The following is a 217-nucleotide window of genomic DNA, read 5'->3' as shown; positions in this document are numbered from 1 at the left end:
TCCGTCGTCGGCAGCGTCAGATGTGTATAAGAGACAGGGCTCGCGCGGACGGTCGTCGTCGGCGATGCGCTGCGGCTCAAGCAGGCCGCCGACATCGTCGGTGCCGAGCCGGTCGAGGACGGCGCGTGCCTGTCTCTTATACACATCTCCGAGCCCACGAGACGCGTAGTAATCTGGGGGTGTGCTTTTTTTTTTGGGAGGGGGGGGGGGGGGGGGG

The 217-nt window shown here is 65.4% G+C and carries 1 protein-coding gene; it reads right to left on the bottom strand.

The window, feature by feature from the left end; all coding sequences use genetic code 11:
• Window positions 1-217, bottom strand: a 217-nt coding sequence (locus ACPYOM_RS23785; RefSeq protein ID WP_481347873.1) for a hypothetical protein, incomplete at both ends; no start/stop codon positions are given.

It is taken from the genome of Monashia sp. HAY1-2A (assembly GCF_056755315.1).
This window is presented reverse-complemented; position numbering and strand designations above follow the sequence as displayed.